The sequence below is a fragment of the Rhodococcus sp. 14-2496-1d genome (assembly GCF_002259365.1).
In the GTDB taxonomy this organism is placed as follows: Bacteria; Actinomycetota; Actinomycetes; order Mycobacteriales; family Mycobacteriaceae; genus Rhodococcoides.
In genome coordinates, this window is the sequence record NZ_NPFV01000032.1 from 54,112 (window position 1) to 80,335 (window position 26,224).

Sequence of the window (26,224 nt, forward strand, 5' to 3'; positions counted from 1 at the left end):
GCTGCCGCGGAGCGCGGCGGGACTGTCAGTCGACGCGGGCGGCGACGGCTGCTTCCTGCTCCTCGTGCGTGTCGTTGAGGTCGCTACCGCGCGTATCTCGACCCGCTGCGACGGCGCCGAAGGAGATGACCGAACCGACGGTCATCATGACTGCGACCAGAATCCACGACCCGCTGGCCTCGGAGAGTCCTGCGGCGACGAGCGGCGTGAGGCCGCCGACGATGGCGGCATTGACCTGATAGGAGAACGACAGGCCGGTGTATCGCACGCCCGTTCCGAACAGCTCGGACATGTACGTGGCCAACGGGCCGTATATGCAACCGATCAGAACGAGGGTGACCGTGATTGCGATGACGATGCCGAACCCCGAACCGGAGAGCACCAGCGGGAAGTAGGCGAAGCCCCAGACCATCAGGCCGCCCGCTCCGATCATCATCGGCAGCCGGCGCCCGACCTTGTCCGACCAAGCACCGACAAGGATGGTCGAGCATACGTAGATGACCTGTCCCACGGTGATCATCGCCAACAGAAATGGTGTCGACACATCCGAATTTGCGGTGACGTAGGACACGCTGAAGACCATGGCCACCGAATAACACACGAGCATTCCGGTGGGCATGAGCACACTGACGAGCACGGCGCGCGGATACTTCCGGAAGATCTCCATCAGCGGGCTTCGGACCGTTTCACCGTTGGCGACGGCGGCCTTCATGACGGGCGTCTCCTCGATGCGCAGTCGTAGGTAGAAACCGATACCCAGCAGAACTGCGCTGAGCAGGAACGGGATTCGCCAGGCCCAGTCCTCGAACTGCTGCTCGGTGGTCACCGCCGTCAGGACGGCGAGAAGGGCCGAGGCGAGAAGGAAGCCGCCCGAGGAACTACTGGCGGTGAGGCCGCCGTACAGACCGCGCCTGCCAGTGCTGTTGGTGTGTTCGAGCACCATGACCATGGCACCGCCGTATTCGCCGCCGACACCCAGGCCTTGAACTATGCGCAGAAGAACCAGAATGATCGGTGCCGCGACGCCGATGGTGGCGTAGGTGGGGAGCAAGCCGATCAGAACGGTAGCGCCGCCCATCATCATGAACGTCGCGAAAAGCACCCGCTGGCGGCCGTGCCGGTCGCCGAGGTGGGCAAAAATGATTCCGCCGATTGGTCGGACCAGGAAGCCGACCGCGAACGTCGACAGCTGCAACATGGTGCTGACGAACTCGTTGTCGCTGGGAAAGAACAGTTTGCCGAACACCAGACTCGAAACGGTAGCGAAAACGAGAAAGTCGAAGTACTCGATGACCGATCCGATCATCGCGGTGACGACTACTTTGCGGCGCTGTTTGCCCTCGGCCTTGTCCGAGGCTGCGGTACCCGATGACGACTCGGGCTTCCCTTGAGCCGACGTGAGGTGTTCTGTCATCCGATCTTCCTTCGGTCCGAGTCCTGGCTCGAACCACCCGGGCGGGCTGCCGACAATCAGAACGTCTGGCACTAAGAATGGTATTACCAAATGCCTGTGTCAAGGGTCACTTGGACTCGACTGCTGTAATCGAGATCACGGAGCGAATTTTTTGGTCTGTCCATTGGCATTTGGCGCAGATGTGGCTACCATCACGCGTGCTATCCATTTTCGACAGACGGGGTTCGACTTCGTGAACGAATCGCAAAGCGACCAGGACGACGTGATCGTCGACCCGACGTTGCGCATCATCGACGCCCATCATCACCTGTACGACCGAGCCCCGATGCCGTACACCATCGACGATCTGATGACCGATACGCAGGTCGGCCATGACATCGCCGCCACCGTCTACGTCGAAACGCAGGCTCATGCCCTCACCACCGGCCCCGAACTGCTTCGTCCGGTCGGTGAGATCGGCTACGTCACCACCCTGTCCGCGACGGCCGCGGGCGTCGAACCCGCCGCATGCCGGGTAGCGGCCGCCATCATCGGATTCGCAGACCTCACCGCGGGACACGCGATCGCCGACGCCCTCGATGCCTTCGTCGACGCGTCACCGAACCAGCTTCGTGGGGTACGCCAGAATGCGTTCGATTACCCGAGTCCGGCACCGTACCGGTTCATGACCTATCCCCCGCCGCGCGGAATCCTCCAGGCACCGGGTTTCGACGACGGGTTCGGTCAGCTCGCGGCCCGCGGGCTCAGCTTCGACGCAGCCGTGTTCCACACACAGATTCCCGAGATCGCGGCGCTCGCCGACCGGCATCCGAACACGACCATCGTGCTCGACCATCTGGGCTTGCCCATGGCAGTCGACACGACCGAGTCGGAGCGGGCCGAGGTGTTCGCGCGGTGGACCGCAGCGTTGCACGATCTGGCGAGACGGCCCAACGTGACGTGCAAGGTAGGCGGATTCGGTATGCCGTTCTGGGGTTGGCCGAGCGGGGATCGCACGTCGATGAGCTACCAGGCTCTCGCGGCAGAGTGGAAACCGCTGATAGAAACGGCGATCGAGGCATTCGGAGCCGACCGCGCCATGATGGAGAGCAACTTCCCGCTCGATAGCCGCACCTGTGACTATCGCACCCTGTGGAACAGCCTCAAGCACGCAGTCGCGGACTACTCGGCGGACGAGCGAGTGCAACTGTTCAGCGGGACGGCCGCTCGCGTCTACCGAATCGATCTGTGACCGGAGGGCCTAGCGGGCTCGGTCTGCGGAATCGGAGAACGGTCCATTCTGAGCACCGCGAACGTAGCGCGGATCGACCTCGGGTAGCGAGACAGATCCGAGGTCGGCTCCGATGGGCGTCATCGCGTCGAACCAGGTTCGGGCCGGCTCGTTACCGCCGAAGAGGTATGCCGACGAACAGGTGCGCACAGGGTACGAGCAGATCTTGCCCGGTTCGGGCGAGTCGCCGTAGGTGTAGACGACACCGGCGTACCGGTTGGTGAATCCCAGGAAGCCGGAGGACATGTTCGACTCCGTCGTACCGGTCTTGCCGGACATCGGCAGCGTCCATCCGGCGGATCGGGCCGCGGGTCGCGGCGGTTCCGCCCGGCTGATCGTCTCGGCTCATCGCCAACGCCGACGTGTTCACCAGACCGGGATCGACCACCTGCTCGCAGGCCTCCGACGGCAGCGGAACCGGAGTTCCGTTCTGGTCCACCACCGACTCGACGGGGTTGGGCGGGCACCACATGCCCCCGATGTCAGCGCCGCACCGACATTCGACAGTTCGAGGGGGTCGATCCAGGCCGGACCGAGAGCGAACGAACCGAGATTTTGGCTTCGTTGGAAATCCGCCGTGCTCTGCTCGCCCCCGAAAGATCCGGGCTCGAGGTAGGAGCGCAGGCCAAGGCGAACGGCCATGCAGACAACGGGGCGACACCGATTCGGACAGCGAGATGGCGGTGCTGCGCGTCGCGGGCACCGCACAACCGACCGTGGCGCTCGGTACCAGTGGGGCACTGCGGATCGGACAGTCCGTGCTGGCCGTGGGTTCCCCGCTCGGCCTCAGAGGCACCGTGACGGCGGGTATCGTGAGCGCCGTCGATCGGCAGGCGCGCAACACCCTCGGCGGCGGTCCTCCGATACAGACGGATGCCTCGATCAACCCGGGCAATTTCGGTGGTCCACTCGTCGATACGGCAGGGCGGGTGGTCGGGGTGAACACCGCGATCGCCACGGTGGGAGGCCGGGGGTCGGGCAACATCGGGATCGGATTTGCGGTGCCCATCGACCGAGCGGTCCTGGTCGCCGACGCCATCATCGTGGCGGGATGAGCGGCCCGGTGCCCAGCCGGTCGATCAGTCGCGGAGCAGGAAACCTCCGTCGACGACGAGGTCGGCACCCGTCGTGTATCCGGACAGGTCGGACAGCAGGAACACGACGGAAGCGGCGATGTCCTCGGGTGTTCCCAAACGTGCCAGGGGAATGTTCTCGGCCAGCCGCTCGGTGACCTCGCGCTGACCGTCGGCCATCGTCAGCGGTGTCGCGGTCACCCCGGGCGAGACGCTGTTGATCCGGATGCCGTGGGGTGCGTAATCCACTGCGGCACCCTTGGTCAATCCGCGGACGGCATGCTTGGAGGTGGTGTAGCTCGTGAACCCCCGAAGCACGGTGTGGGCTTCGACCGACGCGATGTTGACGATGGATCCGGCCTTACCCGCCTGCAGCATCGACTCGATCTCGGCCATTAGGGCGAATCCGACTCCGTCGAGATTGACACCCAGCACGTTATTCCAGTTCTCGGATCCGGTGTCGTGCAGTGGGCCCGGGAGTCCGGCGATTCCCGCGTTGTTCACGGCCAGATCGACCGGCCCCAGTGCAGCGACAACCGCGGCGACGGCGTCGATCACGTCGGACTGGGACGACACGTCCGCCCGTACGCCGACCACGCATCCGGGATGGCGTCCGTTCAGGTCGGAGACCACGTCGTCCAGCACCGTTACGTCACGGTCGAGGATGCCGACGGACCCGCCGCAGCCGAGGATGGCCTCGACCACTGCCTTGCCGATGCCCTGCGCACCTCCGGTGACGATCGCAACCCGGCCTGACAAATCGATCTTCATGGCACACCTCACATTTATGGACAGACCATTGGACGTTAGCCCGTATGCACGCACGACACAACACACTGTCGACACTCATCGTGATGCTTGACACATCTCGCGCGCTGTGTTTATGGTCGAACCATTTAGCCCTAGTCACATTCAGGAGTCGTCGACCATGTCACACCACCAGCCTCCCGCATCACCCCCCGACACGAAGGTCGTCCTGAAGGACCTGCACTTCCCGGAAGGAGCGCGCCGCGGACCGGACGGTGCCCTGTACATCTCCGACGTCTACGCATTCGAGATTCTGCGCATCGATCCGCACACGTACGAGCACACCTCCATCGCGTCGGTTCCGAACCAGCCATCGGGCCTCGGTTGGCTACCGGACGGCAGAATGCTCATCGTCTCGATGCGCGACCTGAAACTGCTGCGGCTCGAACCCTCGGGCGAGGTCGTCGAGCACGCCGACCTCAGCTCGATCGCCGTCGGAGCGATCAACGACATGTTCGTCGACGACGACGGGCGAGCATGGGTGGGCGACTTCGGTTTCGACTACTACGGCCTGCTCGAACGAGAACCCGACGCCGATCCGTTGTTCGGCCCGGATGCCAATCCACCGTCCGGACACGTCACCCGCATCGACCCCGACGGCAGCGTTCACGATGCCGCGCCCGACATGCGCTTCCCCAACGGAATCGTTGCGGTCGACGAACACACCCTGGTCGTCGCCGAGACCCTCGGTTTTCGACTGACCGCCTTCACCATCGGAGCCGACGGCACGCTCACCGACCGACGAGTGTGGGCCGACCTGGCAACTGCGGCACCCGGTGGCGGGCCGATTTCTCCCGACGGCCTGGCGCTGGGCCCCGAGGGAACGGTGTGGGTCGCCGATCCAGGCAATGCCGGCGCACACTGCGTCGAACAGGGCGGCCGGGTACGTCAGCATGTGCAGGCATCGCAAGCGTGCTTCTCGGTCCTCGAATTCGAGGGATCGGTGCTGTGCTGCACGGCCGAAACCTCCAACTCGAACTACGCGACCGCACACGCCACGGGATTGATCGAATCAACGGCGGTCGCGCTCGCACCCTGAGCAGCGACCCACCACACCGACAGACGCCGCCGGGCGGCATTCGCCCTTTCGCCAGTGCCGACCGGCGGCGTCGAGATGCAGCGGGACACGATGTCCACAGCTGAACCTTCTCGAGACGCGTTCGAGCTAACCCGCGTTCAGCGCACGAGCACGCGCGTCCAGTAGTGTCACGACCGCATCGGTAGCGGAGTAGAACGGCGAATGGTCGGCGTCGAGTTCCGTGGTGAACGTGGCCGAAGTGGCACGTTCGCGCTGATAGGCCGGATTCATCGCATAGTCGTCGGTACACACGACGAACGTCGACGCGACGTCCCGCCACGCCGGGCGCGTACCCGTCTGGCGCTGAGCCAAGGTTCGCATGGGCCTTAACCTGGCGATCGCCCGATCCGAAAGATCGGGCGGACAACGGTTGTAGAAGGCCTACCTGGCATGTTCGGGATCGAGTGCCACCGTCTCGCCGTCGGCAGACCGGACGACGGCTGCCCTCAACTCGGGTGTGGCCACCCTCGGAAACACAGTCGCCGTTCCTTCACCGTGCTTGAGCATCGAACCCGCAAGGTAGACAACGTGATCGGCCTGATGTCCCCCCTCGGTCACCACAGCGCCCCCGTAGCTGTGACCGACCAGCAGCACGAACGAAGCGTCTCGACGCGCGACCTCGATCGCCTCACGCACCACCCTGGCGTCCTCGTACAGCGATCGAAGAGGCAGGTCGACAGCACTGACCGAGTGGCCCAGTGCGCGCAGCGGTGGATCGACCGATTCCCAACACCACGGCCCATGACACGCTCCGTGGACGAGAATGATCGAGACACCAGAAGTGCTGTTCGAGAGCATGATCGACCTTCTTCTTCGACATCGTCCGCCATCGAGACACGTCGGTCCATGCGGAACCCGCTGCCCTGTCTCCAAATGGTCTATCCATTGACTATAACGGAACTCGTGATTAGCATCACACCCTGTGGATTGCGCTCCACAACTTCGTCTCGTGTTGCGGAAGGCTCCGCCCCGCAGTGTCGGGTTTCCCCGTATTTGGCCCCCTCTAGGAGATTCGATGGCAGAACATTCACTCGACGGGATCGACGGGCCGAGGAAGGCAGTCGCACACACCGACCCTCGCCGCATGAAACGGATTGCGTTCGCCAGCTTCATCGGCACGCTGGTCGAGTTCTACGATTTCGTCATCTACAGCACTGCCGCTGCACTGGTTTTCCCGCAGGTGTTCTTTCCCGCTCTGGGCGCCGCAGCCGGGACCGTGGCATCGTTTGCGACCTTCGGTGTCGCTTTCGTTGCACGCCCGTTCGGATCGATTCTGTTCGGCCACTTCGGCGACCGCCTGGGACGCAAGAAGACATTGATTGCGACACTGCTGCTGATGGGTATCGCCACAGGCCTGGTCGGACTCATGCCCACAGCAGACAAGATCGGTGTCATCGCGCCGATCATGATCGTGTTGCTGCGGGTTCTGCAGGGCCTGGCGGCCGGCGGCGAGTGGGCAGGTGCCGTTCTCTTCGCATCGGAGAATTCGCCGAAAGCCAAGCGAGGCGTCTGGGCCGCCGTTCCACTGCTGGGTGCCTGTGCCGCAATCATTCTGGCGAACGCGACGTTCCTGGTCAGCGGCCTGTCGATGACCAATGAGACCTTTGTGAGCTGGGGCTGGCGAATTCCCTTCCTGGCCAGCATCGTTCTGGTCGGTATCGGCCTGTGGGTCCGGCTGACGATCGAGGAAACTGCGGTCTTCAAGACACAGGTTGCCCGACACGGCACATTGAAGCTGCCGTTCCTCGAAGCGTTCAAGAAGCAGCCACGCATTCTGCTTCTGGCGGCAGGAACCGAGGTCACCGCGTTCACCCTGTCGTACGTCGCCGGCCCGTACATGACGAGCTACGGCACAGCGGTACTCGGACTCTCGCGTAACTACGTGCTCACCATTGCAATAGTCGGCGGCGTCTGCCTGTTCGCGGCGACATTCTTCGGCGCGTGGATTTCCGACCGTATCGGCCGTCGGCGGACGATCATCATCGCTGTCTCCACCGGCATCGTCTGGTCGCTCGTACTGTTCCCGATCCTGGAAACGAAGTCGCGGGTGGCATTCGCTCTGGCCGTGCCGTTGACACTGATGATCGCGGGCATGGCCAACGGCCCGGTGGGCGCGTACGTATCCGAGCTCTTCCACACTCGTTACCGTTACACCGCAGCCGGATTCAGTTACAGCCTGGCCGGTATCCTCGGCGGTGCCGTACCGCCACTCGTCGGCGCCTACCTGACTGCGCGCTTCGAACTGGGCGGGATCATATTCGGTGTGTTCGTAGCGGGTCTGTGCTTGCTCAGCCTGCTGTGTGTCCTCGCTCTGACCGAGACCAAGGCACAGAGTCTCACCGAGCTCGACGCGGCGTACAGGGACGCCGACGTCGGGACGAAGGTCGACGACGAGGTCGAAGTTCGTTGACGGACAACCGATTCGATACCGAATCGCCGTCCTGACGGCATTGTCCTGCGCGGTCCGCACACGAGAGCTGCCCCGGAGTTCGATCGAACTCCGGGGCAGCTGTCGTCGCGCCGTCGACGCGGCCGTGGGTCAGGTACGTCCGGCCACCCTGCGGGCGAGTTCGTCGAGACGGTCGACGACCTGATCGGTGGCGGAATAGAAGGCCGAATGGTCGGCGTCCAGTTCGACGGAGTCGCCGACGAGCGCCGCGAGTTCGCGCTGATACGCCGGTGCCATGGCGCGGTCGTCCGTGCACACGATGTAACTGGTGGGCACGGTTCTCCACGCAGCCGTGGTGATCTTCTCGTGCTGGGCCGCAATACCGAACGGCCGCAACCGTCTCAGCGAGCGCGCCACCTGATCGTCTCTGCAGCGGTTGTAGAACGCGGGCACCGCATTCTGCGGATGCAGCTCGATCCACTTCTCGTCTGAAGACAGGATCACCGCGTCGGCCAACTCCGGTGTGTCGATCCGGGGAAAGACACTGGCGCAGCTGTCACCCTCGTCCAGCATCGATCCGGCGAGGTACACGAGGGCGTCTGCGCCGCTCCCACCCTCGGTGACGACGGCACCGCCGTAACTGTGGCCGACCAACAACACTCGACCACCGAGGGCCTGGGCATCGCGTACGGCTCGAGAGACGACTTCGGCGTCGCCGTAGAGTGATTCGAGCGGCAACTCGACCGCATCGACCTTCCATCCACACTCGGTCAGGGGACCGACGACGTCTTCCCAGCACCACGGGCCGTGGCAGGCACCGTGCACCAGCACCAGCGTCACGTCGGTCTCGATATCGCTCGTCATGATCTCACTCGGCGGGTGTCGTTGCTGCGCAGGCGCAGTATTCTTCCTCGGTGACGTGCTCGCCCCACTGGGCGTCGGATCCACCCTCCGGCGCGCCCTGGAACATCGCGATGTGCGTCATGGCATGACCGGGCGCAGCGCCGTGCCAGTGCCACTCGCCCGGCGGCGTGTAGACGGTGTCGCCAGCACGAATCTCGACGACCTCTCCCCCGCGGCTCTGGACGAGGCCGATACCCTCTGTGACATAGAGTGTTTGGCCATGGATGTGATTGTGCCAGGCGTTTCGTGAGCCCGGAGTGAAGCGAACCACGCTCACTCGAAGGGGCATATCGCCCTCACCCCTGGTGAGAACGTCGATCCACACGTCGCCGGTGAACTTCTCGCTCGGTCCCCTCGTGGTTTCGGGGGAAGGTATGACGTCCACGGTGATTACTCCTCGGTTGCAGTCGGTTCAGCCTGACGGCCTAGAAAACGTTCTCGGCGATGAAAGCGCTGAGTCGGTCGGCGACCTCGATGTTGTTGAGATCGGAGAACATGAAATGCGAGTTGCCACGCAGACCCACCTCGGGCAGCAGCAACACGCTCGCTCGGGCACGAGAATCCACCTGGTTCAGCGCAGAAACGAATTGCCGTGCCGCCAGCACCTGAACGCGCCGTTTGTCGGCGGGCAGGTCCGCGACCGGCTCGGTGGGGATGTTGTCGCCGAACACGACCTGAATGGGGATCCGCGCGAGTCGATCGAATTCTGCCGCAGGCACGGTCGTCCCCGCAGGCTCGAGGCCGGACGACAGCGGAATCGGATGCGGCAGAGATTCTTCCGCGAAGACGACACCCGGCTCGTAGCTGACCACCGCGCGCACCTCACTCGATCTGGCAGCGGCCAGCCATCCCCACAATCCCGAATTGGAGTGCGTGACGAGAATGCACTCCCCGATCTCGTCGAACAGTGCGGTCAGTGCGCCCGCCACCACGTCGGCGTCGTCGGAGATCAGCGGCCGCAGGTGCTGCAGAAACGAGTCCACCGCATCCATCGGAAAGGCCTGCGTGTCGTATACCTGCGGATACGTGGGGCCCAGACGCCAACGAGACCAACCGTGTTCGCGTCCGGGGCGCAGAGTACGGGCAGGCACGAATTGCTGTGTCTCGTCCAGCTTTCCGACGTCGCCGTTGAAGCTGGGAAACCCGGATCTACCCCCGCGTGGGGCGTCGACGATGTACACTGGATGCCCTCGGCGCAGAAAGATGTTCTGGTAGCCCTCGCGCCCGTCTGGGGTGGTCTCCCACACGCGACCGGTGCCGCCGCCGCCGTGCACGAGAACGACGGGCAACCCGGTCCGATGCCGGGGAATCTGATATTGCACGTACATCTGGTCCACCCAGAAGCTCTGCCCGGTGTTGGGCGGGAACGTCGATACGGTCCCGTCGTAATTACCAGCGGCAGTGACCATCCGACCCCCGACGAAGAAACTCCCCTGGCCGGCCAACTCTATGGGTTCGCCGAAGGTGCGGTGCGCAGCGCGAGTCACGACTGTAGCTCGGCCGACTCGCGGCGTTGCGCGTGCACGGCCTCGCCCCAACCGTGAATCCGCGACCACAGGCGGAAACGAGTCCCACCGAAGTTGTGCATGTGGGCCATGCCCTCGCAGACGAAGACCGTGATATCCCGGGAATTGGGGTAGGCCGTCGGTTCCGACAACGGCGCAGGCACCGTGTCGCGTTCGCCGACGCCGACGAACACCGGTACCTCCACGCACGCCGCCTCGGACGCGATGGCACCCGGCGACATCATCGTCACCGCGCAGGCCGGAATGGTTCTGCTCGCCCAGACCGGGAGCTCGCCCCGCCGCGCCGGGTAATCGATCATGTCGGCGGCTACGATCTCCGCCGGCTCGGCCTGGTGGTGAAAACCCGGTGCGCACAGCGGCATTGCGTTGTCGTCGAACGCCATCTCGGGCATGGCCGAAACGAAGACGTCCGGCGTCAACTCCGCCAGATTCGTTCCGCGGGGGATGTAGGTTCGACGACCGACGGCCATCGACGGCGGTGCCCAGGTCTTGGTATGGTGGCCGGAGAAGCCGAGAACCGCGATGGCGTCGAACGTTCCGTACTGCCCCTGGGTGAGTACGGCAAGCGATCCGCCCAGTGACTGTCCGAGACCGATCGTGGTCGGGTCGACGATTGCGCGGACGCCGTCGGCGATGGTCCCTTCCACCAGTTGTCTCGAAATCGCCCGCACCGTGGCGTCGTTGGCTGCCGTGAGGTGTTCGTACGTCAGCGCGACACCGTCCGGATGAGTGCTGTCGCCGGAGTTCACCGTGTCCACCGCGACGAAGATCCAGCCGCGGCGAGTGTGCCATCCGGCTTGTCCGCCGCCGCCGCTGTCCGGCATGTCGAAATCGAAGTAGTGACGACCGTATCCGCCTCCGGGCCACGCGAAGCACACGACTGCGGGTTCGGCGACGTCCTCACCGATGTAGACCGTGGCAACAGTCTCGACATGCCGACCGATTCCCACCGCATCGGTCACATCTGTGCGGATGTCGATGGCCCGCGTCATCGGGTACCGCCATCGAGCGCCGACGAAGCGGGAACGACGGCGGTGCCGGCCATCCGATCCATCACGAGCGCGGCCGTGTTGACCCCGGCATCGGGACCGCGGTCGTTGATGCACATCTGGTAGAACTCCTTGACCAGATTTCCAAACAGCATCGGAACGCCGGATTCGTCACCCATCCGACATGCGAGCCGAACGTCCTTGTGCGACAAGCCCAGGCTGAATCCCGAATCGAGGTTGCCGGCCAGAATGTGCGACCGGCCGAACGTTTCGAGAAAAAAGTTCCGGCCACTGCCGGCCAGAATCATCTCCAGTGCTCGCTCGGGGTCGACCCCGTTCTTCGCTGCCAGCGCCAAGGCCTCCACACCTACCGCACGGTGCACGGCCGAGAGCATGTTGTTCACCAATTTGGTGACGTGGCCGCTACCCACGCCCCCGGCATGGAAGACGTTGGTGCTGATCACCCGCAGGATCGGTTCCAACTTCTCGAAGTCGGGATCGGCCGCACCGACCATGATCGAGATGGTGCCCTGATCGGCACCCATCGGCCCGCCGCTCACGGGTGCGTCGACGAAGACGAGGTCGCGCTCGGCCAAGTTCTCTGCAATCTTCCGCGACATCGCAGGGTCACCCGTGGTCTGGTCGACGACAATGGTTCCCGGCCGGGCAGTTTCGGCAACGCTGCCGGCGCCCAACACCGCGGACCACACGTGGTCCGAGGTCGGTAGACACAGGAAGACGACATCGCACGTCCGGGCCACCTCGGCCGCGCTCTCGGCCCCGCGGGCACCCGCGTCGACCAGGGCGGCCACCGCGCTCTCACTGCGGTCGTACACCGTCAGTTCGTAGTTGCGTTGCAGACGGCGGGCCAACCTGCCGCCCATGTTGCCCACGCCGATGTATCCGATGTCCATCTTTCAGCTCTCCATTGTTCGGACCGACTGTGCGGCGGCTACTTACGGCTACGTCGGGCGATCGCGTCCAAGGAGACCGCGACGAGCAGGATGGCACCCTGCATCAGCAACTGGCTCGAGGTGTCGAGAGCCAGGGAGTTGAAGACGTTGCTGATCGTTCCCCACATGAGGAGGCCGATCACGGTGCGCCACATGGCTCCCTCGCCGCCCATCAGCGAGGTTCCACCGATGATGACGATAGCGATGGCGTCGAGTGTCACCGTGGGGCCGATGTTGGCCTGGCCGACACCGGTCTGCGAGGCGACGATCATTCCGCCGATGGCGGCGCAGCTGCTGGCGATCGCGAAAGCACTGATCTTGACGAGCTTGACGCGCATACCTGCGAGCCGGGCGGCTTCCAGGTTGCCACCGACCGCGTAGATGGAGCGGCCGTACGGTGTTCGCGCGAGCACGAGCCCACCGACGATGAGCAGACCGATGAGAATGTAGGTGGCAATCCAGACTCCGCCCCATTTACCGGATCCCATATCGGTGAACACGGCCACGGTGCTCTGAATGGGTGCCGAATTGGCGTACAGGTACACCGCGCCCGAGAACAGCGACGCCGATGCCAGTGTCGCGATGAACGGGTTGACGTTCAGGCCGGTGATGACGGCCCCGTTGAAGATGCCGGCGAGGATGCCGATGACGACGGTCAGGGCAAATGCTGCGGTGAGTGGCATCTTGTTCGACAGGTCGGCGTACAGCACTGCGCCGCCGGCGAATACGGCTCCGACGGACAGATCGAAGCCGCCACTGATGATCACGTAGGTCATACCCACCGCGACGATGGCCGTGGGGGCAACCTGTCCGACGACATTGTTCAGGTTGGCGGAGGTGAGGAATCCCGAGTACAGCCCGTTGGCGACGAGGGCCAGCAGAATCAGCACCAGTACCATTCCGTACTTCACGAACAGTGTTCTGACGAAAGCGAGTTCGAACGACGGGCGGTGACGACGGGGCGGGGCGGCGGGTGTCTCGACCGCCTTGCCCTGTGGTGCACTGTCGGTGGTGGAGGACATAGCGGGTACCAATCTTTCGGTCGTGGCCACGGCGATGTGAGCCGGGGAGTTATCAGGCAGAGTCACGGACGCGGAATGCGAGACCGAGGATGTCGGAGGTCGTGATGCCACCGTCGGCGGAATCGAGGGTGCCGACATGCCGACCTTCGGACAGGACTACGACTCGATCGGCAACGGCGACAACCTCTTCGAGCTCGGACGAGACGATGACCAAGCCGAGTCCGTCGAGAGCCATGCCTTCGAGGGAACGCACGATTTCGGCTTTTGCGCCCACATCGATTCCGCGCGTCGGTTCGTCGGCCAGAAGAATTCGCGGGGTGCGATGCATCCACCGGGCCAAGAGCAGCTTCTGCTGGTTACCGCCGGAGAGTTCCGAGGCCCGACGCTCGAGCAGTTCGGGCGAGAGCCCGAACGCCGTTCCCGAATCGGTCACCGTCGATCGGACCGACTTGGGGGTCACCATCCCCCACCGTGATGTCTTGCCGAAGCCCGACAGCGCGATGTTGTCGGCGACGGTCATCGACAGGACGAGCCCCTGCCCTTTGCGATCTTCGGGGAGGAGCGCTATTCCGTACCGCAGCGCCTTGCGCACGGTTTTGGGCCACGCCACTTCGTTCCCGTCGATCCACATCCGCCCGGTCGCGGTACGTTCGAGGCCGGCCAACGCCCGGAGCAGGGTGGTTCGTCCTGCGCCGACGAGTCCGCCCACGCCCACCACTTCGCCGGCCCGAACCTCGATGTCCACGTTCTCGATCGCGCCCGGGACGGTCACCCCTTCGGCAACGAGAACGGGTTCCGTCGTCGACGCCGCTCGCGCCGACGGGACTCGCGCAGTCGGCATCGCCTCGGTGGGTACCGGTGCGTCGGCGTCGAGCAACTGAGCGGCGAGTCTGTCGTCTCCGGACTTGCCGATCATGGCCTCGACCAAGTTCTCCTTGGTGAAGTGCCCACGGTCGGCGGTCAGTGTCAGCCTGCCGTCACGAAACACCGTGATCTCGTCGGCGATGTCGAGCACCTCGTCGAGATTGTGACTGACCAACACCATGGCGACTCCCTCGCTCCGCAGGGTTCGCATCAGGCGGAACAGCGATGCGCGTTCGTTCTCCGCGAGGGATGCCGTCGGCTCGTCGAACAGGATGACGCGGGCGTCGCTGACCAGAGCTCTCAGAATCTCGAGTACCTGCTGTTCGGCGACCGACAACGACCCTGCAGGAGTTCCGGCCGGGACCGCTCGGACACCTGCCCGCTCACACAGTTCCAGGTATCGCGTACGCATGTTGCCGGTGGCGAGAAAGCCGGCTTTGCTCATCGGAGCGGCCAGGAACACGTTGGCCTCGGCGGTGAGCGCCGGGACGATCGTGAGCTCCTGGTAGATCGCCACCACTCCCGCCTTGCGGCAAGATCGTGGATCTCCGTACTTCAGCTCCTCACCGAAGACGTCGACTCGCCCGCTCGTCGGTGCGATGCGGCCGGCCATGATTCCAAGGGTGGTCGACTTTCCTGCGCCGTTCTCCCCGACGAGGGCGTGTACCGTGCCGGCTTTGATCGACATCGACACACCTTTGACCGCGTGATTGCGACCGAACGACTTGCTGAGGTCGGAGATGACGACGCTGTCCATGTTCTGCTTCCTTCTTCGAGGCCACGGTGGTGGCGGAGCTCCGCCACCACCACCGGCTGCTGCGACAGATCAGAATTGCGGGGTGAAGGAATCGACGTTGGTCGAATCGACGATGTAGACGTCGCCGGTGCCGAGCTCCTCGGGAATGTCACTGACGAACCGGGGCGACGTCGTGCCGTCCTGGGCGTCCTTGATGGAGGCCATCATCTTCTCCGCCATGACCGCGGGGAAGAGCGGACTGGTGAATTCGACGTTGCCCGCGGTGATTTCGTCGAGCGAGTACTGAGCGCCACCGCTGTCGACGACCTTGACGCGGCCCGTCATGCCTGCGGCTTCCACTGCCTGGATGACGCCGCGCGTCATGTCTGGGGAGTAGGTGGACAAGATGACGGTGGTGTCCGGATGGGCCGACAGGTAGTCGAGTGTGGCCTGGTAGGAATCGGGAGTGGTGTAGTCGGTGTAAATGAAGTCCTGGATGTCGAAATCAGGGTTCTCCGGCTGGAATTCGTTCATGGCCACCTCTTCGATGACCTGCTGAGCGGTGAGCAGCTGGGGTCCGACCACGTAGGCGACACGCTGCGGACCGGGGTTTCTCTCCACCGCTTCGGCAAGCCACGCGCGAACGTAATCGGCGGTGGTTCCGGTGCCGCCGACGAAGTTCAATGTGCCGCTTTGCCATAGTTCGTCACCCGAGGCCATCGACTTTCCGCACAGCTGCTGCGCACCGACGGTCACCAGCACCCCGGCTTCCGGCAGGATCTTCGAGAACGCATTGCACTCGAGCGCGCCGTCGATCGGGACCGCCAGGATGGCGTCGTACTTGCCCTGCGCAGCCGCGGTCTGCACCTGGTTCATCTGCTTCTGCACGTCGTATCCGCCTGACACGATCTCCACCGTCCAGCCGTACTCCTCCGCCGACGCAGTGGCCGCTTGCACCATCGCCTCCTGCCACGCATTGGTGGTGTCGTTCATGAAGACGCCGACGTTCAGTGGGCCGGTCGGCAGCTGGAGCGGTTCATCCAATCCGACATCGACCGGCACCGTCTCGCCGCCGCCTGAATCCGTCTCGCCGCTGCTACAAGCACCCAACAGCACGACGGCAGACGTCGCCAGCGCTACCGCGACCAGGCCGTGACGCAAGCCTGCGCGTGAACTACTTCTCATGGACTTCTCCTAGCAAGTGCGAGCCGCGCACAGCGGACTCAACGAAATGGGCGAGGCGGACCAAAGTGTGATTTCTCCAACCCGACTGACAAACTGTGACCCAAATCATTCTAAGTGTCAAGGGTCAGACCAATTAGAACGCGCGGTCTTCTACGGATCACTGGCGAGCAGGTAGATGTCGGCACGAAAATCTCAGCCGCCCGCACATAACGATCGAACCCGCCCGACGTGGGAGGGGTTCGGGCGGGTTTTCGTCTACGCAACCAGTGGTCAGAATTCGATGAGCACCTTCAGCGCTTCGCGGGCATCCATCGCGGCGTAACCGGACGACACGTTGTCGTCGGTGACTGTCTTGTCGAACACCCTGCCCGGGTTGATATCTCGGCTTAGCACCTGCGAAACTGCCTGCTCGATACACGCGCGGACCGGTGCGATCCCGTAGGACTGCTCGTACGGCGGCATGTGCCCGGCCGCCTCGAGCTGCAGAAACCACCTTGCGGATCGACCCCGGTAAGCAAGTGCAGCGTAGCCAGCCAAGACACTGTCCAGTCTTCACACCGCGGTTCCGATCCCCTTACTGGGGTGTGAGCCGCACAATCAACGACCGTCCGGCGGCGATCACGACGTACCGGCCATTTCAACGCGTACTCGACCCCCGGCCTGCGGAGCACTTCACGCACAATCAAAGCGGTCGCTCGCTCGATGCCGACAATCACCATGGCCCACTCGGCTGCGCGACCCTGATCGGGCAACGTCGAGTGCAGGCGCGAAATGTCCGTAGTTGCGCTCGTCCCCAATGCCGCTGCGAACTTGATGCACAGCATTCATCTCCTGGAACCTTGTTGCAGCCCGGAGAGCAAAATTTGTCGCTGTCAAAGTCGGCAAGAACTGTCACGGAATTCGCCGACTCGACCGCCGACGACTCCAACATCAATGCCACAGCAGTGACCACACCACGGTTAACAGGGCGAAACCGCCGCCGGTCGTCTCAGTCGTCATCGTCGAGGGGGCGCGCGCGACCACAAGAACACCGTCGAGCAAAAACGAGGGGCTCTCAGAAACAATCGGATCGACCAAAAAAGCAACGGCACAGGAGCTTCCGCCCTCAGCCTTCGTTTCGACCTCGCCGCGCGGTATGTCGCCGAACCTCGTCACAGCCCGAAATCGGGTAACACCGCCGGTCGACCCCAGTGCCATACCTGACCCAGGGTCGCACCGAACGACAACGCACGGCATGCATGCTCGGCGTCTTCGATACCCTCGGGAAGAATCGATCGCGGCACCGGTTCGCTCGGCATGTGCAAGAACCGCAGCGAGGGTTCTCGCCGTGCTCTCGGTCAGATCCTCTGCGTCGAGAGCGGCGTCGATCTTGATCGCGTCAAGGACACGAACGGGAGCAAGGCCACCGTGTTCGGCTTTGCACCGACGTCATCGAGCGTGACAACAAGCCCATGCCGACGCGCCCAGGACACAGTCCCCAACAAAGCAGCAGGGTTCTCGAGCAGCGAGCGTCCGGTCATCTCGATCACCATCCGCAACTCAGCAGAGGCACGTCCGAGAACGCTCACGAACTGCGCAGGTGGAGGCCACGCGAGACCTGCGCTGGGGGATTCGACATTGACGAACTACGTAAACTCCGTTGCGTTCCGGTTGCGATCGGTCTCGAAAACGTTGCGTCGCTTATTCTATTCGCAATCAAACAGACGATAACCCCCGACTCGCGGATGGCGGATCGGGGGTTCTCAGTGGGTTGATTCAGGGCTTTGCTGCGTACTCGGTGTCGCTCACATGTTCGAGCCATGTCGTGGTCGAGGCGGGATCGTCAGCGTTGTCCAGCATTGCCAAATGCTCCATGAACGAGTCCGGGGACGCACCGTGCCAGTGTTCTTCGTTCGGCGGGCAGTACACCGTTTGGCCGGCTGTCGCTTCGATCCTGTCACCGTTCCTGGTACCGATCCAGGCGATTCCCTGGGTGACGTGCAGCGTTTGGCCGAGCGCATGCGAATGCCACGCAGTGCGCGAGCCGGGTGCAAAGCGCACTTTGGCGACGATCATGGTCTGACCGTCCTCTCGCGGGAACGCGATGGGGTCCAACCAGACATCTCCGGCGAACTGTTGGGGTGGGTTCTTGGTAGTCGGCTTATTCGTATCGAGTTGCATGTCAGTCCTTTTCAGGCTTCTGGGATGTCCCGGCCGAAGGTTTCGAGGGTGACCGCTTCGGGCTCTGGTCCGCCACGGACGCCGGTGTCGAGATCGTCGATCGCGATAACCTGGTCGGCCGTGAGCTCGAAATCGAACACATCGAAGTTCTCTTCGATCCGCGACGGCGTTACCGATTTGGGGATGACCTGACGTCCCTCCTGCAGGTGCCACCGCAGCATGACCTGCGCCGGAGTCTTACCGTGTGTTCCTGCGATGTCGACAATCACCGAGTCCTCAAGTGTCGAACCCTTCGAGCCGTCCCGGTAGAAGGTAATGCCGCCGATCGGCGACCATGCCTGCGAAATGATTCCGCGTTCACGGTCTGCAGCGAGGAGTTCCTTTTGCTGGAAGTACGGATGGACCTCGATCTGGTTCACAGCGGGGACGATGGACGATTGTTCGGCCAGCCGCGCGAGATGATCGGGCATGAAGTTGCTGACACCGATCGCCCGCACCTTGCCGTCGGCAAGCAGGGTCTCCAGTGCGCGGTACGCATCGATCGTCAACTGGAACTCGCCGGGCAATGCCTGGTGCAGGATCAGAAGATCGATCTGCTCTACGCCCAGTTTTCCTGCGCTCTTGTCGAACGAATGCAAGGTCTCGTCGTAGCCGTAGTCACTGATCCAGATCTTCGTCTCGATGAAGACGTCCGAGCGGTCGAGACCGGAGCGCGCGATCGCCTCACCCACACCCCGCTCGTTGCCATACGCTGCAGCGGTATCGATGTGGCGGTAGCCGACTCGCAACGCTGTGTCGACGGCTGTGGCCGTCTCTTCCGGTGGCGTCTGAAAGACACCGAACCCGAGAGCCGGGATCTCGACGCCATTGTTGAGTGTCAATGCGGGTACGTTCATATCTTCACACTAGGCGCGAGGTTTCAGTCGTGGGAGTGTCCGCGGATCCAGGTACCGACAGTGCCCCTATCGTGGCGGCGTCGGGCCGCAGGGAGCGAAAACACGCAGGCTACCGCTATAGGAGACGCAGGCCCGACAGCCAGCTATCGACCTCATTTCGTGCGTCCCACACTTCCTCTCCCTGCACCGTCAACCCGTCCCCGATGACGGCACCGGGGCACGTCTGCTCGTACACAGCGGGCACCCCGCTCAGCCCACTGACGGCATGCGTCGTGACCGGGTGCAGGATCTTCCCGCCGAAATTCAATCGCTCGGCGAACGTCCACATCACCATCGGTGCGGAACTGTTCCAGACCGGGCAGGCCAGAATCACGGTGTCGTAGTCGTCCAACGACTCGATCGGATCGACGAGCGCGGGGCGTGCGTTCTCGCGCTGTTCGACTCGGTTGCGTTCCACGGTCTGTTCGTAGTCGAACGGGTAGGGCTCCGATGGCTCGATCCGATGCACGTCGCATGCGATGCGCTCGGTGATCATGCCCACCAGCACCTCGGTGTTGCCGACGTCGAGAACGGTGCGGTCACCGTAGTAGTAGTTCTCACCCGGCCGTGAGAAGAACGCGAGCAGAATGCGGCTGCCACTCCCCTGCCGCGGCGCGACAGCCGAGGCGGGCTGCGAGCCAGCAGCCTGGGGCGCATCGGGCGCCGCAGATTCCGCGTTCGAACAACCAGCCACCGCGACGCTCACACCCGTGGCACCGAGAGCCAAAGCCCCGCGCAGAACGGATCTTCTCGTTGCCACTCGGGGCAACTGCCGCGTCATCGAGCACTCACCGATGCAGCGCCGCGTGCCCCGCGCTCAGCAGGAACGATGACAGCGAGAACGACAATCAGGGCGAGAGCGAGAATGACACTGCCGCCCGTCAACGCGGCGCTAGCGCGCTCGGCGGCCGCCGCCGCACCGGCGCTGTCGGCACCGGCGTTCGCCGAGACCGCCACGAGAATTCCCAAGCCGAGAGCCATACCGAGCTGGTGAGCAGTGTTCAGCAGTCCCGACGCCGCGCCCGCGTCGGCGGGTTCGACGTCCGCGATACCTGCGTTGGTGAGCGGCCCGAAGACGAATCCCTGTCCTGCACCGATCAGCATCATCGGAAGCGCTACGGCGGTGAGGTAGCTGTCTCCCACGCCGATGGTGCTCAGCCACACCATGCCGATCAACGCAACGACCACACCGGTGGCCAAGAGTGTCGCATTGGACAACCGCGCGTTCATTTTCGGGATAGCCGTCGCGACAATGAAATTCACGACAGTCATCGGTAGAAAACCGAGACCGGCTTGGAACGGGGAGAAGCCGAGAGCATCCTGCATGTACTGCGTGGTGAAGAAGAAGAAACCGATCATCGCACCCAAGAACAACAGCCGTGTTCCGTACGCTCCGCTGCGGACCCGGCTGGCGAAGAGTCGCAGCGGCATGATCGGCTGATCCACCCGCGATTCGTTGTACACCAACCCTGCCAACAGCGCGAACCCGAGTACCAGTGAGACAATCACTCGTGAACTCCCCCAACCGGTTTCACCCGATTCGATGATGCCGAACACCAAAGCGCCGACACCGAACGTCGCTGACAAGGCGCCGACCACGTCGAAACGTCCCTTCTGTCCCGGAGCGTGGTCCAGCACCGAGCGTGCCGCGATGATCATCGCTATCGCGATGGGAACGTTGACCAAGAACCCTGCTCGCCAGGACACCCACTCGGTGAGCGCACCGCCCACCAACAGACCGAGGCTCGCGCCGACACCGGCCGAGGCTGCGTACCAAGCCACTGCACGTTTGCGTGCTTCGCCTTCGAAGTACGTCGTGATCAATGCCAATGAAGTGGGCGCGACGATGGCAGCCCCGATCCCCTGCACTGCGCGACCCGCAATCATCCACGGCCCGGATGGCGCGAGACCGATTAGCAGCGACGCCGATCCGAAGATAGCGAGACCGACGATGAAGAGGCGACGACGTCCGACGATGTCGCCTACCCGGGCCGCAAGCAGAAGCAGACCACCGAAGACGAGCGTGTATGCGTCCTGAACCCAGGACAGTGCTGTCGGAGACAGATCGAGGCCGACCCTGATACTGGGCAGTCCGGTGAAGATGACGGAGTTGTCCATCAAGACCATGAAGTAGCTGATCAAGACAATCGCCAGAATAGCGACCGGCTTGGTGGTGGTACCTGGTGCGGTAGTTGTCGTCATGTCCCCTCGGACCCGTCGAAACGAATGTGTGAATACAGTTGACGTCAATCCCCGCCGCTCGAGGAGTGACCGTCGTTCCAGGTATCGTCAGTGCCTCCCAACAACGCGATTCCACTTCTATCGTGGTGTCATGAGCAGCACCGACCTACGCGCAGAGATTCGCGATTTCCTCAGCTCCAGGCGAGCGCGCATCACCCCAGAGGAAGCCGGTTTGCCCGCGTACGGAGGCAACAGGCGCGTCAAAGGATTGAGGCGCGAGGAGGTCGCCATGCTCGCCGGCGTGTCCGTCGACTACTACATCCGAATGGAACGGGGCAGTCTCACCGGTGCCTCGGACAGCGTCCTGGACTCGCTGGCCGTTGCCCTCCGACTCGACGATGCCGAACGCGATCATCTGTTCGCGCTGGCGCATCAATCGCACAGCACGCTTACCCGGCGGAAGCGGTCGACGGCCGTTACGGTGCGTCCGGTCCTACAGCAGGTACTCGACGCCATCATCGATGCGCCGGCGTGGATCCGCAACGGACGTCACGACATCTTGGCCATGAACCCGCTGGCGCGAGCTCTGTACTCCCCTGTGTTGGCCGAACCCAGGCGCCCGGCCAACACGACGAGATTCGTCTACCTCGAACCGGAGGCGGCGCAGGAGTTCTTCGTCGACTACGAACAAATCACCCGCGACGCAGCAGCAATGCTCCGCCTGGAAGCCGGCAAGAACCCACACGACAAAGCCCTGATCGAACTCGTCGGTGAGCTGTCGACGCAGAGCGGCCTGTTTCGCAAGCACTGGGCTTCGCAAGACGTGCGCTTCCACCGCAGTGGGCGTAAACGCCTGCGGCATCCCGTTGTTGGGCAGCTCGACCTCGACTTCGAGGCAATGGAATTGCCGTCCGAACCAGGATTGCAACTCAACATCTACACCGCCGCTGCCGGGACACCCACGGCCGACGCAATCAAGATGCTTGCCTCGTGGGCGGCGAGTCAGGAGCTACTTCCCACCGAGCAGAAGACTGCAGACGAACCCGGCTAGCTGCCTCCGGCCGGTTGAAAGATCGCGTTACGTAACCGGAAAGCATGAACATGACAGCACGATGTGAACAACAGAGAAACGCTGAACTCGGCTTCCTGTCAAAAGTGAAAGACCGGTTCAGCCGCTTCACCGACCCGGAAGATCTCAACGCCCGGGCGATGGGCACCGTGCACGACGACATAGTTCCCTGACCGAGCAACGGCCCGACCGACATCAGAGAGGACGCTGCAATGAACGTGGCTCCGAACGAGACAGCCCGCAACTACCACGACCTACTCTTTCCAGATGCAACCGCGACACTCGCGGCGACCGACCCCGAACTCGTCGAGTACTTCGACAACTTCGCCTTCGGCGACGTCATCGCAGAAACCGACCTCGATGATCGCACTCGACTCATGGTGCAACTTGCCGCGATCATCGCCTGCGGCGCGCTGACGGAATATCGCGTAATGCTCGGCGGCGCACTGACGATCGGTGTCACGCCGGTCGAAGCCAAGGAGATCGTCTACCAGGCTGTCCCCTACATCGGCATTGCCAAAGCAATCGACTTCGTCCACGCCACCAACGACGTTCTGACCGAACGCGGTGTCGAATTGCCACTGCCGGGCCAGTCCACCACCACGCCGCAGACGCGCGCCCTCGACGGTCTAGCGGTTCAGAAGCGCATCGTGGGTGACCCGGCGGTAGCCAGAATGTACGAGTCCGCGCCGCAGGACGAACAGCACATTCAGCGATTCCTGTCGGCCAACTGCTTCGGCGACCACTACACGCGCGCAGGCCTCGACGTCCCGACCCGGGAACTGCTCACACTGTCGACCCTCTCCGCCCTCGGCGGGTGTGATCCTCAAGTGAAAGGCCACGTAGCAGCCAACCTGAACGTTGGGAACAAAAGAAAGCTTCTGATCTCGGTCATGACGTCACTGCTCCCGTTCATCGGATATCCGCGCACCCTCAACGCGCTTCGAGCAATCGACGAGGTCACTCTCGGAAGTTGACCAGCAGTCACATATTGGAAGCCGGACCCTGGTCGCGCTGTCGACCCCGAAACGAACGACGAATTGGACACGCGTAATGAATTCGGTTGAAACCATAACTGCGTTGATCGGCGGTGGGGGCACAACACTGACGCAGCGTCGAGTGCCGAAGCCCACGATCGGGTCGACCGAGGTGCTGGTGCGCGTGCGCGCAGTTGCACTGAACAACGCCGATCCCGCCATGGCGGCAGACTCGACGTCCGACGAATACGTGGCTGGGTTCGAGTTCGCTGGAGATATCGTCGAACTGGGTGGCGATGTTCCTGGATTGGAGATCGGTCGACGCGTCATGGGTTCGACCCCGGCCAGCTTTGCGCAGTACGTGGCGTGCGACTACCGGCATCTGCTACCCATGCCCGACTCGATCGACTACGTCGACGCGGCACCACTGACCACCGGTCTGCTGACCGAGTACGGCGCGCTACGACGCGGCGGATTCTCGGCGGGAGACACTGTTGCGATCACGGGCGCAACCTCGGCCATCGGGCTCATCGGCATCCGGATTGCACAGGCTCTGGGCGCCGGGCTCGTGATCGCGACGAGCCGTACTTCGAAACGCACTGCGTCACTTCACGATGCCGGCGCGGACGTGGTCGTGGCCACCTCGGAAGAGGATCTGACCGCAGCACTACTCGCTGCGACCGATGACAAGGGCGTCGACATAGTGCTCGATCACGTCGGAGGTTCGATCTTCGGCGCATCCCTCCCTGGAATCCGCAAGGGCGGATCGATCGTCAACATCGGCCGTCTCGGTGGGCCCGACGCCACAATCGACCTCGACGCCCTGTCGTACCGCCTGTTGAGTGCGTATGGGGTGTCGTTCGGTTTCAGCGACCCCGATCAAATCGGTGACATCCTCGAAGGCGTCACGGCAGACCTGCTACCCGCGATCGCAGACGGACGTGTACGCGCAACCGTCGATTCGGTCCACACTTTCGATACTGCGACAGAAGCGCTGGCTCTCGTCGGCCACGGCCGCTCACGCGGCAAAGTGGTAATGACTGTCGACTAGTTCAGTCGAGCACTTCGGGCTGAAGCAACCGCAGAGCTTCACGGTCGAGGCGTGCCTGCATCGTCACAAGCGTCGTGTCGCCGATGATGTGTGTATCTCTCAGCTGCAAGATTGCAGCCCGCTTGGGTTCGAGCATTGCCACTCGCAGCTGGGTGAGCTCCTGCTGTCTTCGTACCGAACCGACGTCGTCTTCGCTGTCGGGGTCGAACGAGAGGAGTGCAAGGTGATCGTCGTACTCACGTCGGAGCCTGTCCGTGACCGCCTCGTCGACACCCAAGGATCGCGCCACGTCGGGTAGAGCGCGCACGGCTTCCTCGACCATCGCATGTTGGGCCAGTTCGAGCTCGTCCTCCCTCGAGGTGTCCGCGGGAAGATCGGCCCACCGAAGAACGGGCGGCAGTATCACCCCCTGCACCATGAGCGTGAGCAGTACGACGCCGGCAGCAACGAAGATGACCTGATCACGGCCCGGAAACGCCTCACCCGACGCGAATGTGACAGGAACCGCGAGCGCTACCGCCAACGACACGGCTCCTCGGAAACCCGCGACCGTGCTGACGACTCGCGCTTTGGTCGGCATTCGGCGCGCGTGCTGGGAGGGCCGTCGGTCGATGAGGCGGATGAGTGCCACGACGGCGACTTGAAACGCGAATCTGATGACCAGCAGGCCGATCCAGGCAGCGAATGTCAGCACGATCAACGGGCCGATTTCCGAGACAGCCACAGCCCGCACGGCCGATTGTGCCTCGATCCCGATCAGCGCGAACAACGCGCCATTGAGTAGAGACGTGGCCAGTGTCCAGAACCCGAAAGTCTGCTGACGCGATCGGGGCGTGCTCACCCGAGGACCGGACTGGGTGATGAACAAGCCTGACACCACGACCGCGATGACGCCTGACGCGTGAATCAGTTCGGCGAGCAGGAACGCGAAGAACGGAAGAACGACCAGCACGGTACTGATGACGAGGGGGTCGGACAGACGACGAAGCACGGCCGTGCCGAGCCACGCCGAAGCCAGACCGACAGCGGCACCGCCCAGGTAGGAGACGACGAGCAACCACGTGATGGACGCGGCGCTGTAGTCGATGCCGCCGACTGCCACGCCTACCGCGATGGTGAACAGAACCAAAGCCGTGCCGTCGTTGATCAGGCTTTCGGCGCGCAGCAGTGTCATATTGCGATGCGGTAGTGACTTCGCCATAGACGAGACGGCTGTCGCATCGGTGGGCGCAAGTGCGGCACCCAAAATCAGTGCGGCGCCCCATGTCATACCCAGGGCAGTTCCGAGGCCTGCTATTCCCAATGCGGTCGCGACCACGAGAACCGTGCTGAGTAGCAGAATGCCACGCAGGTCGCGTCGGATCTCCCGCAAGGACGTGGTCAAGCTCTCCCAGAACAGCAATGCGGGCAGGAACAACACCAGCACCGCTTCGGAGGGCAGGTGGATCTCACGTACCTGCGGGACGAAGCCCACCACGATGCCGGACACCAGCAGAACGAGCGGCACCGGTACTCGCAGGCGCGGTGCCACCACCGACGCGACGACCATCAGTACACCGATCAGCACGATCGTCTCGAGCGACTCCATGGACGTGACTCATTTCTCGGGTGGTAACACCAGCGAATTCGGGCGATCGACGCA

At 63.3% G+C, this 26,224-nt stretch carries 25 protein-coding genes and 2 pseudogenes; 8 read left to right on the plus strand and 19 right to left on the minus strand.

The genetic code is table 11. The features are described 5' to 3' along the window. Positions 1-25: 25 nt before the first annotated feature. Positions 26-1,414 (minus strand): MFS transporter, encoded by a 1,389-nt coding sequence (locus CH296_RS26680; protein ID WP_094686026.1) that lies wholly within the window; start codon positions 1,412-1,414, stop codon positions 26-28. A gap of 232 nt (positions 1,415-1,646) precedes the next feature. Between CH296_RS26680 and CH296_RS26685 the strand changes: the two genes are divergently transcribed. Further along, the gene (locus CH296_RS26685) at positions 1,647-2,645 is read left to right on the plus strand and encodes an amidohydrolase (protein WP_094686027.1); all 999 of its coding nucleotides are present in this window, start codon (positions 1,647-1,649) and stop codon (positions 2,643-2,645) included. Between the two features lie 42 nt (positions 2,646-2,687). On the opposite strand, the pseudogene CH296_RS29705 reads toward CH296_RS26685, so the two are convergent. Further along, positions 2,688-3,338 (minus strand): annotated as a pseudogene (locus CH296_RS29705) (penicillin-binding transpeptidase domain-containing protein); the annotation flags it as partial. Here CH296_RS29705 and CH296_RS29350 point away from each other — a divergent pair. Further along, a complete protein-coding gene (locus CH296_RS29350) occupies positions 3,284-3,739 on the plus strand; it encodes a S1C family serine protease (RefSeq protein WP_373557312.1) in 456 nt (151 codons plus the stop codon). The pseudogene CH296_RS29705 and the gene CH296_RS29350 sit on opposite strands and share 55 nt — an antisense overlap. Before the next feature lie 24 nt (positions 3,740-3,763). On the opposite strand, the gene CH296_RS26700 is transcribed toward CH296_RS29350, so the two are convergent. Continuing rightward, positions 3,764-4,528 carry an SDR family NAD(P)-dependent oxidoreductase gene (locus CH296_RS26700; RefSeq protein ID WP_094686029.1) on the minus strand — a complete coding sequence of 255 codons (765 nt, stop codon included), beginning with the start codon at positions 4,526-4,528 and terminating at the stop codon, positions 3,764-3,766. A gap of 157 nt (positions 4,529-4,685) precedes the next feature. On the opposite strand from CH296_RS26700, the gene CH296_RS26705 reads away from it, so the two are divergent. Further along, positions 4,686-5,603 (plus strand): SMP-30/gluconolactonase/LRE family protein, encoded by a 918-nt coding sequence (locus CH296_RS26705; protein WP_179277829.1) that lies wholly within the window; start codon positions 4,686-4,688, stop codon positions 5,601-5,603. Positions 5,604-5,729: 126 nt separating this feature from the next. On the opposite strand, the pseudogene CH296_RS29710 reads toward CH296_RS26705, so the two are convergent. Continuing rightward, positions 5,730-6,755, minus strand: a pseudogene (locus CH296_RS29710) (alpha/beta fold hydrolase). Between CH296_RS29710 and CH296_RS26720 the strand changes: the two are divergent. Then, positions 6,658-8,052 (plus strand): MFS transporter, encoded by a 1,395-nt coding sequence (locus CH296_RS26720; RefSeq protein ID WP_094686032.1) that lies wholly within the window; start codon positions 6,658-6,660, stop codon positions 8,050-8,052. The pseudogene CH296_RS29710 and the gene CH296_RS26720 sit on opposite strands and share 98 nt — an antisense overlap. A gap of 129 nt (positions 8,053-8,181) precedes the next feature. On the opposite strand, the gene CH296_RS26725 is transcribed toward CH296_RS26720, so the two are convergent. The 14 genes from CH296_RS26725 to CH296_RS26795 all read right to left on the minus strand — a co-directional run bounded on the left by CH296_RS26725 (position 8,182) and on the right by CH296_RS26795 (position 21,506). Then, the gene (locus tag CH296_RS26725; RefSeq protein WP_094686033.1) at positions 8,182-8,895 is read right to left on the minus strand and encodes an alpha/beta fold hydrolase; all 714 of its coding nucleotides are present in this window, start codon (positions 8,893-8,895) and stop codon (positions 8,182-8,184) included. Between the two features lie 4 nt (positions 8,896-8,899). Then, a complete protein-coding gene (locus CH296_RS26730) occupies positions 8,900-9,319 on the minus strand; it encodes a cupin domain-containing protein (RefSeq protein WP_094686034.1) in 420 nt (139 codons plus the stop codon). A 40-nt stretch (positions 9,320-9,359) separates the two neighbouring features. Further along, positions 9,360-10,421, minus strand: coding sequence for an alpha/beta fold hydrolase (locus CH296_RS26735; protein ID WP_143546420.1), 1,062 nt, complete (start codon positions 10,419-10,421; stop codon positions 9,360-9,362). After that, entirely contained in the window at positions 10,418-11,452 is a 1,035-nt protein-coding gene (locus tag CH296_RS26740; protein WP_094686036.1) for a hypothetical protein, read from the minus strand. The genes CH296_RS26735 and CH296_RS26740 overlap by 4 nt, the downstream gene beginning before the upstream one ends. Beyond that, positions 11,449-12,363, minus strand: a complete 915-nt coding sequence (locus CH296_RS26745; RefSeq protein WP_094686037.1) for an NAD(P)-dependent oxidoreductase — start codon at positions 12,361-12,363, stop codon at positions 11,449-11,451. Before CH296_RS26745 ends, CH296_RS26740 begins: the two co-directional genes overlap by 4 nt. A 38-nt stretch (positions 12,364-12,401) precedes the next feature. Further along, positions 12,402-13,424: an ABC transporter permease gene (locus tag CH296_RS26750; protein WP_094686038.1), complete on the minus strand. Its 1,023-nt coding sequence runs from the start codon at positions 13,422-13,424 to the stop codon at positions 12,402-12,404. A 52-nt stretch (positions 13,425-13,476) separates the two neighbouring features. Further along, positions 13,477-15,045 carry a sugar ABC transporter ATP-binding protein gene (locus CH296_RS26755; RefSeq protein ID WP_094686039.1) on the minus strand — a complete coding sequence of 523 codons (1,569 nt, stop codon included), beginning with the start codon at positions 15,043-15,045 and terminating at the stop codon, positions 13,477-13,479. Between the two features lie 69 nt (positions 15,046-15,114). Further along, complete coding sequence (locus CH296_RS26760; RefSeq protein WP_094686040.1) at positions 15,115-16,209, minus strand: sugar ABC transporter substrate-binding protein; 1,095 nt, start codon at positions 16,207-16,209, stop codon at positions 15,115-15,117. Positions 16,210-16,479: 270 nt separating this feature from the next. Beyond that, positions 16,480-16,746, minus strand: a complete 267-nt coding sequence (locus tag CH296_RS26765; RefSeq protein ID WP_143546421.1) for a hypothetical protein — start codon at positions 16,744-16,746, stop codon at positions 16,480-16,482. 393 nt (positions 16,747-17,139) lie between these two features. Further along, positions 17,140-17,406 (minus strand): hypothetical protein, encoded by a 267-nt coding sequence (locus tag CH296_RS26770; RefSeq protein ID WP_143546422.1) that lies wholly within the window; start codon positions 17,404-17,406, stop codon positions 17,140-17,142. A gap of 558 nt (positions 17,407-17,964) precedes the next feature. Then, entirely contained in the window at positions 17,965-18,369 is a 405-nt protein-coding gene (locus tag CH296_RS26780; RefSeq protein ID WP_094686044.1) for a cupin domain-containing protein, read from the minus strand. A gap of 11 nt (positions 18,370-18,380) precedes the next feature. Then, positions 18,381-19,265: an aldo/keto reductase gene (locus CH296_RS26785; protein ID WP_094686045.1), complete on the minus strand. Its 885-nt coding sequence runs from the start codon at positions 19,263-19,265 to the stop codon at positions 18,381-18,383. A gap of 115 nt (positions 19,266-19,380) precedes the next feature. After that, positions 19,381-20,085: a flavodoxin gene (locus CH296_RS26790; protein ID WP_094686046.1), complete on the minus strand. Its 705-nt coding sequence runs from the start codon at positions 20,083-20,085 to the stop codon at positions 19,381-19,383. Then, positions 20,082-21,506, minus strand: coding sequence for an MFS transporter (locus tag CH296_RS26795; protein WP_094686047.1), 1,425 nt, complete (start codon positions 21,504-21,506; stop codon positions 20,082-20,084). The genes CH296_RS26790 and CH296_RS26795 overlap by 4 nt, the downstream gene beginning before the upstream one ends. Before the next feature lie 130 nt (positions 21,507-21,636). Between CH296_RS26795 and CH296_RS26800 the strand changes: the two genes are divergently transcribed. The 4 genes from CH296_RS26800 to CH296_RS26810 all read left to right on the plus strand — a co-directional run bounded on the left by CH296_RS26800 (position 21,637) and on the right by CH296_RS26810 (position 24,582). Continuing rightward, positions 21,637-22,536 carry a helix-turn-helix transcriptional regulator gene (locus CH296_RS26800; protein ID WP_094686048.1) on the plus strand — a complete coding sequence of 300 codons (900 nt, stop codon included), beginning with the start codon at positions 21,637-21,639 and terminating at the stop codon, positions 22,534-22,536. Positions 22,537-22,580: 44 nt separating this feature from the next. Then, complete coding sequence (locus tag CH296_RS29130) at positions 22,581-22,727, plus strand: hypothetical protein (protein WP_179277831.1); 147 nt, start codon at positions 22,581-22,583, stop codon at positions 22,725-22,727. Between the two features lie 39 nt (positions 22,728-22,766). Then, positions 22,767-23,531: a carboxymuconolactone decarboxylase family protein gene (locus CH296_RS26805; RefSeq protein ID WP_218830274.1), complete on the plus strand. Its 765-nt coding sequence runs from the start codon at positions 22,767-22,769 to the stop codon at positions 23,529-23,531. Between the two features lie 76 nt (positions 23,532-23,607). Then, positions 23,608-24,582: a zinc-binding dehydrogenase gene (locus tag CH296_RS26810; RefSeq protein WP_094686049.1), complete on the plus strand. Its 975-nt coding sequence runs from the start codon at positions 23,608-23,610 to the stop codon at positions 24,580-24,582. A gap of 1 nt (position 24,583) precedes the next feature. Here CH296_RS26810 and CH296_RS26815 read toward each other — a convergent pair whose 3' ends face one another. Then, the gene (locus CH296_RS26815) at positions 24,584-26,170 is read right to left on the minus strand and encodes a Na+/H+ antiporter (RefSeq protein ID WP_094686050.1); all 1,587 of its coding nucleotides are present in this window, start codon (positions 26,168-26,170) and stop codon (positions 24,584-24,586) included. Positions 26,171-26,224 lie beyond the last annotated feature (54 nt).

Excerpts from the sequence above, each read along its gene's own strand:
- CH296_RS26680 (WP_094686026.1), bottom strand. The coding sequence starts at position 1,414 with ATGACAGAACACCTCACGTCGGCTCAAGGGAAGCCCGAGTCGTCATCG.
- CH296_RS26700 (WP_094686029.1), bottom strand. The coding sequence starts at position 4,528 with ATGAAGATCGATTTGTCAGGCCGGGTTGCGATCGTCACCGGAGGTGCG.
- CH296_RS26705 (WP_179277829.1), top strand. The coding sequence starts at position 4,686 with ATGTCACACCACCAGCCTCCCGCATCACCCCCCGACACGAAGGTCGTC.
- CH296_RS26720 (WP_094686032.1), top strand. The coding sequence starts at position 6,658 with ATGGCAGAACATTCACTCGACGGGATCGACGGGCCGAGGAAGGCAGTC.
- CH296_RS26725 (WP_094686033.1), bottom strand. The coding sequence starts at position 8,895 with ATGACGAGCGATATCGAGACCGACGTGACGCTGGTGCTGGTGCACGGT.
- CH296_RS26740 (WP_094686036.1), bottom strand. The coding sequence starts at position 11,452 with ATGACGCGGGCCATCGACATCCGCACAGATGTGACCGATGCGGTGGGA.
- CH296_RS26745 (WP_094686037.1), bottom strand. The coding sequence starts at position 12,363 with ATGGACATCGGATACATCGGCGTGGGCAACATGGGCGGCAGGTTGGCC.
- CH296_RS26750 (WP_094686038.1), bottom strand. The coding sequence starts at position 13,424 with ATGTCCTCCACCACCGACAGTGCACCACAGGGCAAGGCGGTCGAGACA.
- CH296_RS26755 (WP_094686039.1), bottom strand. The coding sequence starts at position 15,045 with ATGGACAGCGTCGTCATCTCCGACCTCAGCAAGTCGTTCGGTCGCAAT.
- CH296_RS26760 (WP_094686040.1), bottom strand. The coding sequence starts at position 16,209 with ATGAGAAGTAGTTCACGCGCAGGCTTGCGTCACGGCCTGGTCGCGGTA.
- CH296_RS26770 (WP_143546422.1), bottom strand. The coding sequence starts at position 17,406 with ATGGCACTGGGGTCGACCGGCGGTGTTACCCGATTTCGGGCTGTGACG.
- CH296_RS26780 (WP_094686044.1), bottom strand. The coding sequence starts at position 18,369 with ATGCAACTCGATACGAATAAGCCGACTACCAAGAACCCACCCCAACAG.
- CH296_RS26785 (WP_094686045.1), bottom strand. The coding sequence starts at position 19,265 with ATGAACGTACCCGCATTGACACTCAACAATGGCGTCGAGATCCCGGCT.
- CH296_RS26790 (WP_094686046.1), bottom strand. The coding sequence starts at position 20,085 with ATGACGCGGCAGTTGCCCCGAGTGGCAACGAGAAGATCCGTTCTGCGC.
- CH296_RS26795 (WP_094686047.1), bottom strand. The coding sequence starts at position 21,506 with ATGACGACAACTACCGCACCAGGTACCACCACCAAGCCGGTCGCTATT.
- CH296_RS26800 (WP_094686048.1), top strand. The coding sequence starts at position 21,637 with ATGAGCAGCACCGACCTACGCGCAGAGATTCGCGATTTCCTCAGCTCC.
- CH296_RS29130 (WP_179277831.1), top strand. The coding sequence starts at position 22,581 with ATGAACATGACAGCACGATGTGAACAACAGAGAAACGCTGAACTCGGC.
- CH296_RS26805 (WP_218830274.1), top strand. The coding sequence starts at position 22,767 with ATGAACGTGGCTCCGAACGAGACAGCCCGCAACTACCACGACCTACTC.
- CH296_RS26810 (WP_094686049.1), top strand. The coding sequence starts at position 23,608 with ATGAATTCGGTTGAAACCATAACTGCGTTGATCGGCGGTGGGGGCACA.
- CH296_RS26815 (WP_094686050.1), bottom strand. The coding sequence starts at position 26,170 with ATGGAGTCGCTCGAGACGATCGTGCTGATCGGTGTACTGATGGTCGTC.